Annotated in this window: 15 protein-coding genes and 1 tRNA gene; 13 read left to right on the top strand and 3 right to left on the bottom strand. The window is 61.5% G+C overall.

Annotated elements, in window-relative coordinates:
- Positions 1–1433: 1433 nt before the first annotated feature.
- A complete protein-coding gene (locus tag N5D48_RS14990; RefSeq protein ID WP_279885559.1) occupies positions 1434–2183 on the bottom strand; it encodes a hypothetical protein in 750 nt (249 codons plus the stop codon).
- 72 nt (positions 2184–2255) lie between these two features.
- The gene (locus N5D48_RS14985) at positions 2256–2591 is read right to left on the bottom strand and encodes a helix-turn-helix transcriptional regulator (RefSeq protein ID WP_279885556.1); all 336 of its coding nucleotides are present in this window, start codon (positions 2589–2591) and stop codon (positions 2256–2258) included.
- A gap of 85 nt (positions 2592–2676) precedes the next feature.
- On the opposite strand from N5D48_RS14985, the gene N5D48_RS14980 reads away from it, so the two are divergent.
- The 5 genes from N5D48_RS14980 to N5D48_RS14960 all read left to right on the top strand — a co-directional run bounded on the left by N5D48_RS14980 (position 2677) and on the right by N5D48_RS14960 (position 4151).
- Positions 2677–2889: a DNA-binding protein gene (locus tag N5D48_RS14980; RefSeq protein ID WP_279885553.1), complete on the top strand. Its 213-nt coding sequence runs from the start codon at positions 2677–2679 to the stop codon at positions 2887–2889.
- 68 nt (positions 2890–2957) lie between these two features.
- Complete coding sequence (locus N5D48_RS14975) at positions 2958–3308, top strand: YmfL family putative regulatory protein (RefSeq protein ID WP_279885551.1); 351 nt, start codon at positions 2958–2960, stop codon at positions 3306–3308.
- Positions 3283–3417, top strand: coding sequence for a hypothetical protein (locus N5D48_RS14970; protein WP_279885548.1), 135 nt, complete (start codon positions 3283–3285; stop codon positions 3415–3417). The genes N5D48_RS14975 and N5D48_RS14970 overlap by 26 nt, the downstream gene beginning before the upstream one ends.
- A 21-nt stretch (positions 3418–3438) precedes the next feature.
- Positions 3439–3612, top strand: a complete 174-nt coding sequence (locus N5D48_RS14965; protein WP_279885545.1) for a hypothetical protein — start codon at positions 3439–3441, stop codon at positions 3610–3612.
- Between the two features lie 179 nt (positions 3613–3791).
- Complete coding sequence (locus N5D48_RS14960; RefSeq protein WP_347881622.1) at positions 3792–4151, top strand: tyrosine-type recombinase/integrase; 360 nt, start codon at positions 3792–3794, stop codon at positions 4149–4151.
- A 122-nt stretch (positions 4152–4273) separates the two neighbouring features.
- Here N5D48_RS14960 and N5D48_RS14955 read toward each other — a convergent pair.
- Positions 4274–4361 (bottom strand) — tRNA-Ser (locus N5D48_RS14955).
- A gap of 148 nt (positions 4362–4509) precedes the next feature.
- Between N5D48_RS14955 and N5D48_RS14950 the strand changes: the two genes are divergently transcribed.
- From N5D48_RS14950 to N5D48_RS14915, 8 genes are all read left to right on the top strand, one after another.
- Positions 4510–5181, top strand: coding sequence for a Bax inhibitor-1/YccA family protein (locus N5D48_RS14950; RefSeq protein ID WP_028692373.1), 672 nt, complete (start codon positions 4510–4512; stop codon positions 5179–5181).
- A 211-nt stretch (positions 5182–5392) separates the two neighbouring features.
- On the top strand, positions 5393–6772 hold the full coding sequence (locus N5D48_RS14945; protein WP_279885543.1) for a uracil-xanthine permease family protein: 1380 nt from the start codon (positions 5393–5395) through the stop codon (positions 6770–6772).
- Positions 6773–6858: 86 nt separating this feature from the next.
- Entirely contained in the window at positions 6859–7251 is a 393-nt protein-coding gene (gene tusD / locus N5D48_RS14940) for a sulfurtransferase complex subunit TusD (protein WP_028692375.1), read from the top strand.
- A gap of 1 nt (position 7252) precedes the next feature.
- On the top strand, positions 7253–7612 hold the full coding sequence (gene tusC, locus N5D48_RS14935) for a sulfurtransferase complex subunit TusC (RefSeq protein ID WP_279885541.1): 360 nt from the start codon (positions 7253–7255) through the stop codon (positions 7610–7612).
- On the top strand, positions 7612–7908 hold the full coding sequence (gene tusB / locus N5D48_RS14930) for a sulfurtransferase complex subunit TusB (protein ID WP_279885539.1): 297 nt from the start codon (positions 7612–7614) through the stop codon (positions 7906–7908). Before tusC ends, tusB begins: the two co-directional genes overlap by 1 nt.
- Complete coding sequence (locus N5D48_RS14925; RefSeq protein WP_279885537.1) at positions 7905–8240, top strand: TusE/DsrC/DsvC family sulfur relay protein; 336 nt, start codon at positions 7905–7907, stop codon at positions 8238–8240. The genes tusB and N5D48_RS14925 overlap by 4 nt, the downstream gene beginning before the upstream one ends.
- Positions 8237–9238, top strand: coding sequence for a glycosyl transferase family protein (locus N5D48_RS14920; RefSeq protein ID WP_279885535.1), 1002 nt, complete (start codon positions 8237–8239; stop codon positions 9236–9238). The genes N5D48_RS14925 and N5D48_RS14920 overlap by 4 nt, the downstream gene beginning before the upstream one ends.
- Positions 9239–9335: 97 nt before the next feature.
- Positions 9336–10295, top strand: coding sequence for a glutathione S-transferase family protein (locus tag N5D48_RS14915; protein WP_279885532.1), 960 nt, complete (start codon positions 9336–9338; stop codon positions 10293–10295).
- Positions 10296–10302: the final 7 nt, after the last annotated feature.

Genomic DNA, 10302 nt, shown 5'->3' with positions numbered 1-10302 from the left:
GAATGGAAGCGGATGCAAGACATCCAGAAAGACATGTGAGCCACTACGCCACTTACCACCATCAAGCATGAAGCCCATGGCCCGCCGCTCCCTGATAGTCCTGCAATATAGGCCTCCTGAGCTTCATTCTTTGCATTGGCTCCGGTCATCAGGTACGAGGCAAATCGCCTTAGACTTAGCTCATCGCGGACAGACGGACGCATCTCTACGCACAGCAAATACCGTGCAGAGCGGACGTCTTGCAGGCATTGCCCGTGAGAGGTAGACGAGACTCAGGGCGTTGGTAAGATCTCGACCTCTTCACTCACTGGCGAGTCTACTGGCACTGGGCTGACAACTTGCGCGAACTGGTGATCGGCACCGTGGTAAGCTGCACGGACTCAAGAAGAAGGGTGGCGGCGGTCTCCACCAAATCGTAGGCACAAAAAAACCGCCTTGAGAGGGCGGTTTTTCTGGCCGATGAATTGAGGATTCGACGGCGGCGTACTGAAACAGTTGACAGATTGATACTAACGACGAGGGTCGTATTGTGCAATACATGTCAACGTCACGGCACCACGTATTACGAAATCCAGAAGACCAAAACCGGCTCCGATGTGAACCGGGCCGAAGAGTGATGTCGAAATCCCCGTTGAGTAAATAGGCGCGAAACCACCGCAAAAACACTAGAGATAGTCACTATTTACAGTGAAAATGTAAATTTTTGCCCTGACACCAGGCATTGCTAACAACCGGCTGTCAAGGCTCTGGGGAGCAAAACAAAAATAATTCGCAGCAACCGTTAAAAAGACTTTTTTGGTGCATTCGATCAGTGGTATCTAATACACCTACAGGGCCGCTAAAGCCCTTGGCCCCTTCGCCACGCCTGAGAAACGTGCCGGTGTTGAAGGGCCGATAGACTCCCTGGCGTACTGAAACAGTTGACACTTTTCAGTTACCCGTTTGCCTAGGCCGGTATGGTGGGCGGTGCCAGGGTTCCACCATAGGAACCATCCCATGGATTCCATGTCATTTGTCCGCCGACTATGGCGGTGCGTCTGCACAGGCGCGAAGCTGATCTACGCATTCCGGGCGTTTGCCTGGTTGCTGGATCACTGGGAAGACCCTAGTGCCTAAAAGAAAAGGCCCTGCCTGTCGGCGGGGCCTTTTTACATGAAACCCCGACACGTGGCTGGGGCCCTTCTCTTTCGCCCTTACGCTGCCGACTTACTGAACGCCTCCAGAATCCGCATCAAGTCCTGCCGCTGCCGATCATTCAACTGACGCAGCAGGTTGATGAAGTCGCGTTCCAACTGGGTAAGGTTTTCCATCGTATGTACTCCATTTCCATGAGACGGTCGCCTGACGCCGACGGCGCCGAACCATGCGACCGGGAGTAACTCATTCTCAGCACAACTCCGCGTGCCACCATCCTCGCAATGGACTTTTTCCATTCAACCTTTGTCGCGCGTGCTGCCACCCTGCTCAACCGGGGAGGCGATGAACCAAGTTCCCAGCTGGTCCATGGTCTTGGCAGTGAGCTTTACAGACCCGTAGGTTCGCTCCTGCCCTTTAATCATCGAGGGCAGCCCTTGGAACACTTCCTGGAACTCCACGTCATCAGCTGCTGCGGTCAGTACCGCACTGGCGATCATCATGATTTCAAGCCCGGATGCGGGTGTACCATCGCCTCCGCCCATGAGGACGACGTCGATCACTTCGCCACTGTCCTTTGAAATAGCTGCGACCAGCGCAGTGTGCTTGCCTATCGAAGCGTTCAGTACGTTGTTGACCTCCCCTGACACGACACTACTGCTATCCACTCGATGCTTGAGTTCGAGCTTCTTCAACAGCGCGTTAAGGCGATCCGCGTACTGTTTTGGGGTTAGGCCCAAGGTCTTGGCAGGTTTCTCTTTCGTCACAGGTACGGCTGGAGGGACCACTTCTGCCTGGGTGACAACAGGCTCGGGGGTGTGAGCCTCAACCAGTGACTCGGCAGGTTTCGTTTCCGGTTTTGGTTTCGCCTCAATGATCCCCACGGCGAGGGCCAGCAGCACCACCATCAGCCCCGCGAAGCTACCAACCGTGCTGCCGACGAAGTGCCGCAACAGCCAACCTCGACCGTTGCGCTGCATCTTCTTAGCCAGCGACCACCAGGCGAACACCAAGACCCCTAGGGCCAGAACTCCAATAAATCCATCCATTACTGGGTAACTCCTTGTAAAAAATCGGCCTTCATGGCCGGTCGATGCCTTGATCAATTCGAGTCAGCAGACCTAAAACCCTTGGCGATCCGTCATATCAGCCAAGGCCACAGCGGTGCGCTCGAGCACATTTTGATCTGCTGGCGATAGCTTCCGGTAACAGGCCAACACATTTGCTTCGCTGGCGGTAAGGCTGGCAGAAGGCTCTCGTTTGCGCTCGCCAGTCACCACGTACAGCACGTCAACACCTTGAGCAGCCGCCGCTGACAGGTAGCGCGCATCAGGGCTACCTGAGCCCTTCTCGTAGTTGATCTGTGTGGTTTTCCCCACTCCACCTACTGTCGCCAAGTCAGTCTGACTCAGGCCAAGGCGCGATCTTTCTTCCCTCAGTCGCTCGCCAATGGTCATATTTTTTGAACCTCAAACATTGAATAGTTCAAAAATATGAACAAATATCACTGCGTTATTACGCGAAATCACACGAATTTGAACTATGCACGCCAACTACGCACCCGAGCAAGCGTGCCAGGCCGCCAGACAACGCCCGGAGATTCAAGGAATTAGTGTCATGGACTTCGCCAAAAAGAACGGTCTGCACCCCTCCACCGTCTACGCCGTGCTGAATGGACAGAAGAAATGCCTGCGCGGCGAGGCTCATCGGGCTGCGGTTCTGCTCGGCATCAAGGAAGGCACAGTCGCACGGTAGTGCCACCGGCTCAGGGAGAAAACGAGAAGATGAATCGCCCGGTTCTTGATAGCCGCCGCAAAGCCGTGATGGCCGTTGTGTCAGCCTTCCCCGGTGGCCGTGAATGCGCCGCCACCCACCTGGGGCTGGACTTCAAGCAGTTCGACAACAAGCTCTACGAGAACGCCGGCCACCGCCCGCTGAGCGACGACCAGGTACGCCAGCTGGAGCTGGTCGCCAGCACCACATACCTGCCCGACTTCCTTACCGGCCTGTACGGCGGCGCCTTTGTCGCCATGCCGCAAGCTTCGACGCTCGACAACCTCGACCTCTACGCCCGCTCGCTGACTGCCGACGTGGCCGAGGGCAAGGTCGATCAGATCATCGTCAAGGCTTTGGAAGAACCGGCCGGTCGTGCTGGAAGAGTGCAACCAGGTTGATCACTTCGACTGGAACGCGCTGAAGCACTGCTATGACGGCAAGCCAATCACCGGCCGCGGCCTGAGCCTGCCATTGAAGCGTATGGTGTTCCAGGGCGCGCTGGCCTAAGTCGGTGGCGAGTTCGAGGTCTTGAACCCGCGTGCCGTGAACATCCACCTGGAGCGCCAGCCGGCGGGCGAAGGCGCCCGGGAGGCAGTGCAGGCGCTGTACGAGCTGCAACTCAAGGACCTCGCTCAGTTCCCGAGCACGGTCCGGGATAACCGGGAGCAGGTGATTTATCGGCTCGGCCATGTGGAGGCCTAAGCGAGGCGATTGCCTTGGCCTGGGAGGACGTCGACCTGGCCGCCGGCACCGTGGAGATCCGCCGCGCGCGGGTCGCAGGGCAATACAAGGTGACCAAGACACGGCGGTCTACGCGCAAGGTGAAGCTGCTTGCACCTGCCCTTCGCGCGCTGCAGGCGTAGGAGAGGTTCACCAGGCAACTGCCGGCGGAGCTGATCCAGGTCGTCGAGCGCGACAACCGGACGATTCGGGAGCAGCGTGTGCGCTTTGTCTTCCACAACACCGCCACAGGTGAACCGTACCGATCCTCGGACGTACTGCGGCACGGGTGGTGGATCGGCCACCTGGAGAAGGCCGGCGTTCGCCAGCGTGGTCCAAATACCTGCCGGCACACCTTCGCCAGCCAGATGCTGAGCAGCGGACTGGCCACGCCAGAGTGGATTGCGGATCAGATGGGGCACACCTCGACGGCCATGATCTTCAGGCACTACTCGAAGTGGATCAGCCAGGACGGGCCGGATGTGGTGGGGTTGTTGAACCAGGCGCTCAAGTTGAGCTGAAAGGCATAAAAAAAGGGGCCGTGGCGGCCCCTTCTTTTTGCCTTCGATTCCCAAAATGTTCCAAAAACGTTCCCTTTTTAGGGGTCGCCTAAGGTAAACACCAATGAAATCAGGCACTTAGATGGCGGAAGCGTAGAGATTCGAACTCTAGGATAGTTGCCCATCGACGGTTTTCAAGACCGTTGCCTTAAACCACTCGGCCACGCTTCCAGCTTGTTTTGCGGCGGCAATCATACCGTAATGAAACAAGCTGTCAAACTCTCTGTGTCGCGGGTTGCGGCAGCTCTGATATGCTCCGCATCATACGTTCCAATACCGCAGGTCCCGAACCTGCGGTCCTACCCCAAAGGAGTGCGCCATGCGCGAACAGGATTACGCCGTCCAACACGGCCAGCAGGTCGAGCAGCAGGAGGTCAGCAAGGTCCTGCGCAACACTTACAGCCTGCTGGCCCTGACCCTCGCCTTCAGCGGCATCATGGCCTTCGTCGCCCAGCAGATGCGTGTCGGGTACCCGAACATCTTCGTCGTGCTGATCGGCTTCTACGGCCTGTTCTTCCTCACCAACAAGCTGCGTGACTCGGCATGGGGCCTGGTGTCCACCTTCGCCCTCACCGGCTTCATGGGCTTCATTCTCGGCCCGATCCTCAACCGCTACCTGGGCATGGCCGGTGGCGCCGAAGTGGTCAGCTCGGCCTTCGCCATGACCGCCCTGGTGTTCGGCGGCCTGTCGGCCTATGTGCTGATCACCCGCAAGGACATGAGCTTCCTCAGCGGCTTCATCACCGCTGGCTTCTTCGTCCTGCTGGGTGCGGTGGTGGCCAGCTTCTTCTTCCAGATCAGCGGCCTGCAACTGGCGATCAGCGCGGGCTTCGTACTGTTCTCGTCGGTCTGCATCCTGTTCCAGACCAGCGCCATCATTCATGGCGGCGAGCGCAACTACATCATGGCGACCATCAGCCTGTATGTATCGATCTACAACCTGTTCGTCAGCCTGCTGCAGTTGTTCGGCATCATGGGCCGCGACGACTGACCGGCTCCGCTGGTTCCACCACGAAAAAGCCCGCTTCGGCGGGCTTTTTCGTGCCTGCCGTACAAGGGCGGCAAACATGATATGGATTGACCTAAAAGTCAGCTTATTAAGCCATTCCTCCGCGATTGTGCAGCCATCGTGCGAGCCTCTACCCCTGTGGCCGTTCTGCCCGTAGAATGCGCTCCTTTTTTCTTCCGGGGCAGCATTTCCCATGAGTTCACACGAACACGGCCCAGGCGCGGCGGCGCCTGCCAATGAACTGGTCCTTGGCCTCGAAGACAAGCCGCGCCTGCTGATCGGCCTGCTGGCGGCGCTGCAGCACCTGTTGGCGATCATCGTGCCGATCGTCACGCCGGGCCTGCTGATCTGCCAGGCCCTGGGCGTTTCGGCGCGCGACACCAACCTGATCGTGTCGATGTCCTTGGTGATCTCGGGTATCGCCACGTTCGTCCAGTGCAAGCGCTTCGGGCCGTTCGGTGCCGGCCTGCTGATCGTTCAGGGCACCAGCTTCAACTTCGTCGGGCCGCTGATCGCCGGTGGCGCGCTGATGGTCAAGCAGGGCACGCCGGTCGAGAGCGTGATGGCGGCGATCTTCGGCGTGGTCATCGCCGGCTCGTTCGTGGAAATGGGGGTTTCGCGCATCCTGCCCTTCGTCAAGCGCCTGATCACCCCGCTGGTGACTGGTATCGTCGTGCTGATGATCGGCCTGACCCTGATCAAGGTCGGCCTGATCAGCATGGGTGGCGGCTTCGGCGCCATGGCCAACGGTACCTTCGCCGATGGCGAGAACCTGCTGCTGTCGGGCGTGGTGCTGGCGATCATCGTCATCCTCAACCGTATTCCGGTGGTGTGGATGCGCAGCTGCGCCATCGTCATCGCCCTGGCCGTGGGCTATGCCCTGGCCGGCTACCTGGGCCGCCTGGACTTCACCGGCATGCACCAGGCCGCGCTGTTCCAGGTACCGACGCCGCTGCACTTCGGCCTGGGCTTCTCCTGGTCGCTGTTCATTCCGATGCTGGTGATCTACCTGGTGACCTCGCTGGAAGCCATCGGTGACGTGACCGCCACCAGCAAGGTCTCGCGCCAGCCGGTGGAAGGCCCGGTGTGGATGCAGCGGATCAAGGGCGGGGTGCTGGTCAACGGTGCCAACTCGCTGCTGGCCGGCCTGTTCAACACCTTCCCCAGCTCGATCTTCGCCCAGAACAACGGCGTGATTCAGCTGACCGGCATCGCCAGCCGCCATATCGGCATCTGGATCGCCGCCATGCTGATCCTGCTGGGCCTGTTCCCCACGGTTGCCGGGGTGATCCAGGCGGTGCCGGAGCCGGTGCTCGGTGGCGCGGCCATGGTGATGTTCGGTGCCGTGGCGGCCTCGGGCATCAATATCCTCGCCAGCACCCGCCTCGACCGCCGTGCCCTGCTGATCATCGCCGTGTCGCTGTCGCTGGGCCTGGGCGTGGCCCAGGTGCCGGAGTTCCTCGCGCACATGCCGGCGGCGCTGCGCAATGTGCTGGAGTCCGGCGTCGCCACCGGCGGCATCTGTGCCCTGCTGCTCAACTGGTTCCTGCCCGAGGGCAAGGAACAGGCCTGAGCCGCGCCAGCCCGAGTAAAAAGCCCGCGCCCACCAGCGCGGGCTTTTTGCTTTATCATGGCCGCATTCATTTGCACGAGCCTTCCATGAAATTCGCCATCGCGGTCTTTTCCCCGGCCCATGCCCCCTCCTCGCGCCGCGCCTTGCGCTTTGCCGAGGCGGTGCTGGCCGGCGGGCATGAGATAGCCCGATTGTTCTTCTACCAGGATGGGGTGCACAGCGCCTCGGCCAATATCGTCACGCCCCAGGACGAACTGGACGTGGCCGCGCAGTGGCGCGCCTTCGTCAGCGACCACCGCCTTGACGCCGTGGTGTGCATCGCCGCGGCCCTGCGCCGGGGCGTGCTCGACGACACCGAGGCCAACCGCTACCAGCGCCCGGCGGTGAACCTGCCGATGCCGTGGGAGCTGTCCGGCCTGGGCCAGCTGCACGAAGCCGCGCAACTGGCCGACCGCCTGGTCTGCTTCGGAGGTGATTGAGATGGCCAAGTCCTTGCTGATCATCAGCCGCCAGGCACCGTGGAGCGGCCCGTCTGCCCGCGAGGCGCTGGACATCGCCCTGGCCGGCGGCGCCTTCGACCTGCCGCTGGGCATGCTGTTCCTCGATGACGGCGTATTCCAGCTCGCCGCCGGGCAGCAGCCCGATACCCTGCAACAGAAAAACCTGGCGGCCAATCTCCAGGCCCTGCCGATGTTCGGTGTCGAAGAGCTGTTCGCCTGCGGCCATAGCCTGGCCCGCCGTGGACTGGACGGTGGTGCCCTGGCGCTGCCGGTCGAGGTGCTCGACGATTCCGCGCTGACTGCGCTGATTGCCCGTTTCGACCAAGTGGTAACGCTCTGATGACGACCCTGCATGTAATCGCCCACTCGCCCTTCGGCGACGAGCGCCTGAGCAGTTGCCTGCGCCTGCTGGGCCCACAAGACGCGCTGCTGCTGTGCGGCGACGCCACCTATGCGCTCAAAGCCGGCAGCGAACCCTTTGCCGCCCTGCAGGCCGCCAACCTTGGCGAGCGCCTGTTCGCCCTCGCCGAAGACCTGCAGGCCCGCGCCCTCGACAACCCATTGGCCAAGGCCGTGGACTACGCCGCCTTCGTCGAACTCTCCCTGCGCCACGACAAGGTCAACAGCTGGCTATGAGCATCCTGACTGTCGGCGATCGCAGCATCGCCCTGGACAAGGACGGCTTCCTGGTCGAGCTGCAGGACTGGTCGCCTGAGGTCGCCGAGGCCCTCGCCTCGCGCGAAAGCATCGCCCTGACTGCGGACCACTGGGAGATCCTCGAGTTGCTGCGCCAGTTCTACCAGGAATACCAGCTGTCGCCGGCCACCCGCCCGCTGATCAAGTACACCGCACTCAAGCTCGGCGCAGACAAGGGCAACAGCCCGCACCTGAACCGCCTGTTCAATGGCACGCCCGCCAAGCTCGCCGCCAAGCTGGCGGGCCTGCCCAAGCCGACCAACTGCATATGACCGAACCTCGCCCCCTTACCCTGGAAACCCCTGCCGAACACCCCTTCGCCGAATTCGTGCGCATCCTCGGCAAAGGCAAGCGCGGCGCCCGTGGCCTGACCCGCGACGAAGCCCGCGCCGCCATGACCCTGCTGCTCGAAGGCAAGGTCGAGGATACCCAGCTGGGCGCCTTCCTGATGCTGCTGCGGCACAAGGAAGAAAGCGCCGAGGAACTGGCAGGCTTCACCGAAGCCCTTCGCGCCCATCTGCACGCGCCGAGCATTGCCGTCGATCTCGATTGGCCCAGCTACGCCGGCAAGAAGCGCCACCTGCCCTGGTACCTGCTGGCAGCCAAGTGCCTGGCCGGCAACGGGGTGCGCATCCTGATGCATGGCGGCGGAGCGCACACCGCCGGGCGCCTGTATACCGAGCAGTTGCTCGACTTGCTGGACATCCCGCTATGCCGCGACTGGGCCGCCGTGGAGCGGGCCCTGGACAGCCAGCACCTGGCGTTCATTCCGCTGCAGGACTGGGCGCCGCAGCTGCAGCGCATGATCGACCTGCGCAACACCCTGGGCCTGCGCTCGCCCATCCACTCCCTGGCCCGGGTCCTCAACCCGCTCGGCGCCCGCTGCGGGCTGCAAAGCATCTTCCACCCCGGTTACCAGGCGGTGCACCGCGAAGCCAGCCGCCTGCTCGGTGATCACGCCGTGGTCATCAAGGGCGACGGTGGCGAGATCGAGGTCAACCCGGATGTCATCAGTCACCTGTATGGCACAGCGTCAGGTGAAGCCTGGGACGAAGAATGGCCGGCACTCAGCACCCAGCGCCATGTGAAGCCGGCAACCCTGCAACCTCGGCATCTGCTCGCGGTATGGCACGGCGAAGCCGATGACAGCTACGGCGAAATGGCGGTGATCGCTACCATGGCCCTTGCCCTGCGCGGGCTGGGCAAGCCTCGCGAGGAAGCGTTCAGCACTGCTCGCGGCTACTGGGCAGCTCGGAAAAACATCAAGTAAGTAGATGAGTAAGGCGCATTCTTTGCGCTATTCATTCGAACGCCTTGCTCTAGACTGAGCTCCAACGACAAACGACTTTGTTCCGAGGAGCTCCGACATGGGCCTTTTGATCGATGGACGCTGGCATGACCAGTGGTACCAGACCAGCAAGGACGGCACCTTCCAACGCGAGAGTGCCCAGCGCCGCAATCAGTTGCCCGCCGCCGAGGCCGGTCGCTATCACCTGTATGTTTCGCTGGCTTGCCCCTGGGCTCACCGCACCCTGATCCTGCGCGCCATCAAAGGCCTGGAGCCGTTGATCGATGTCTCGGTGGTCAGCTGGCTGATGGGCGAGCACGGCTGGACCTTCGATCGCCAGGAGGGCTCCACCGGCGATCACCTGGACGCCTTGCAGTACCTGCACCAGCGCTATACCCAGGACGACCCTCACTACACCGGCCGCGTGACCGTGCCGGTGCTGTGGGACAAGCACGAGAAGCGCATCGTCAACAACGAATCGGCCGAGATCATCCGCATCTTCAACAGCGCGTTCGACAATTTGACCGGCAATACACTGGACCTCTACCCCGAGCCACTGCGGGCGACCATCGATGCGCTCAACGAACGTATCTACCCGGCGGTGAACAACGGTGTGTACCGCGCCGGTTTCGCTACCACGCAGGACGCTTACGAGGCCGCCTTCGACGAGGTCTTCAACGAACTGGACCATCTGGAGGCGCTACTGGGCCGCCAACGCTACCTGGCCGGCGAATACCTGACCGAGGCCGATGTGCGCCTGTTCACCACGCTGGTGCGCTTCGATGCGGTGTATCACGGCCACTTCAAGTGCAACCTGCGCCGCCTGAGCGACTACCCGAACCTGTCCAACTGGCTGCGCGAACTGTACCAGTGGCCGGGGGTGGCGGGCACGGTGAACATGGAGCATATCCAGAAGCACTATTACATGAGCCACAAGACCATCAACCCGAACGGGATCGTGCCCAAGGGGCCGCTGCAGGACTTTGGCTTGCCGCATGATCGGGAGCGGTTGTCGGGCAGAGGGATCTGGCGGGCTTGAGATAGCT

The sequence above is a fragment of the Pseudomonas sp. GD03858 genome (genome assembly GCF_029840925.1).
GTDB lineage: Bacteria > Pseudomonadota > Gammaproteobacteria > Pseudomonadales > Pseudomonadaceae > Aquipseudomonas.
The sequence above is the reverse complement of the archived record's forward strand: the minus strand, read 5'-3'. Positions and strand labels throughout refer to the sequence as shown.

Excerpts from the sequence above, each read along its gene's own strand:
- N5D48_RS14990 (WP_279885559.1), bottom strand. The coding sequence starts at position 2,183 with ATGGATGGATTTATTGGAGTTCTGGCCCTAGGGGTCTTGGTGTTCGCC.
- N5D48_RS14985 (WP_279885556.1), bottom strand. The coding sequence starts at position 2,591 with ATGACCATTGGCGAGCGACTGAGGGAAGAAAGATCGCGCCTTGGCCTG.
- N5D48_RS14980 (WP_279885553.1), top strand. The coding sequence starts at position 2,677 with ATGCACGCCAACTACGCACCCGAGCAAGCGTGCCAGGCCGCCAGACAA.
- N5D48_RS14975 (WP_279885551.1), top strand. The coding sequence starts at position 2,958 with ATGGCCGTTGTGTCAGCCTTCCCCGGTGGCCGTGAATGCGCCGCCACC.
- N5D48_RS14950 (WP_028692373.1), top strand. The coding sequence starts at position 4,510 with ATGCGCGAACAGGATTACGCCGTCCAACACGGCCAGCAGGTCGAGCAG.
- N5D48_RS14945 (WP_279885543.1), top strand. The coding sequence starts at position 5,393 with ATGAGTTCACACGAACACGGCCCAGGCGCGGCGGCGCCTGCCAATGAA.
- tusD (WP_028692375.1), top strand. The coding sequence starts at position 6,859 with ATGAAATTCGCCATCGCGGTCTTTTCCCCGGCCCATGCCCCCTCCTCG.
- tusC (WP_279885541.1), top strand. The coding sequence starts at position 7,253 with ATGGCCAAGTCCTTGCTGATCATCAGCCGCCAGGCACCGTGGAGCGGC.
- tusB (WP_279885539.1), top strand. The coding sequence starts at position 7,612 with ATGACGACCCTGCATGTAATCGCCCACTCGCCCTTCGGCGACGAGCGC.
- N5D48_RS14925 (WP_279885537.1), top strand. The coding sequence starts at position 7,905 with ATGAGCATCCTGACTGTCGGCGATCGCAGCATCGCCCTGGACAAGGAC.
- N5D48_RS14920 (WP_279885535.1), top strand. The coding sequence starts at position 8,237 with ATGACCGAACCTCGCCCCCTTACCCTGGAAACCCCTGCCGAACACCCC.
- N5D48_RS14915 (WP_279885532.1), top strand. The coding sequence starts at position 9,336 with ATGGGCCTTTTGATCGATGGACGCTGGCATGACCAGTGGTACCAGACC.